The 848-nt window shown below is 73.0% G+C and carries 1 protein-coding gene; it reads left to right on the plus strand.

From position 1 onward, the window contains the following. Positions 1–803: type II secretion system F family protein (locus tag PMI01_RS06455; protein WP_007665824.1), on the plus strand; the 803-nt coding region annotated here is incomplete at its 5' end. Positions 804–848 lie beyond the last annotated feature (45 nt).

Below are 848 nucleotides of genomic sequence, written 5' to 3' on the forward strand. Positions count from 1 at the left end.
CCGGCGAGGCGGCCGGCGACCTGCCGCAGGCCCTGCGCCGGGCGGGCGAGATGCTGGAGGCGGCCATCAAGCTGCGCGAGCAACTGGTCGGGGCCCTGGCCTATCCGCTGTTCGTGCTGGTCAGCACCCTGGCGGCGGCCGGGGTGATCCTGCTGGCCGTCGTCCCGTCGCTCGAACCGCTGGTCAGCGAGGGCGGCGGGGAGGGGACGCCGATCCTCTCGGCCTTGCTGGCCGTCAGCCGTTTGCTCCGCGACCATGGCCTGGTGCTGATCGGCGGGCTGGCGGCGGTCGTGGCGCTGATCGTGGTGCTGGGCCGCGCCGGTCTGCTAGCCAGGCCGTCCGAGCGGCTGCTGCTCGGTGGGCCTTGGCGGCGGACGACCGGCGCCCTGTTCTATGGCGGGTTCGCCGTTTCCCTGGGCGCGATGCTGACGGCCGGCGCGCCGATGAGCGACGCCCTGCGCCTAGCCTCGCGCGGCGTGCGCTCCGAGTTGGCCAAGGCCCGCCTTCAGCCCGTGCTGCACCAGGTGCGGCAGGGCGTTTCGTTGTCGGAAGCGTTGCAGGCGGTGAAGGGGTTCCCGCCGACCATCGTGCGGCTGGTCTCGGTGGGCGAGTCCACCGGCGCCCTGGGCCGGATGCTGCAGCGCTCGGGCAAGCTGGAGGAGGACGCCGCCGTGCGCGACATCGAGGCTGCCGCCCGGTTGCTGGGGCCGGCGCTGATCGTGCTGTTGGGCGGTTTGATCGGCCTGATGATGGCGGGTCTGCTGTCGGGGGTCACCGAACTGGGGCAGGCGGCGCTGAACTGAGGCCGAGATCGGGGCGCGGATAGTTGCAGGCGCTCACACAAGCCG

It is taken from the genome of Caulobacter sp. AP07, from assembly GCF_000281955.1.
In the GTDB taxonomy this organism is placed as follows: Bacteria; Pseudomonadota; Alphaproteobacteria; order Caulobacterales; family Caulobacteraceae; genus Caulobacter.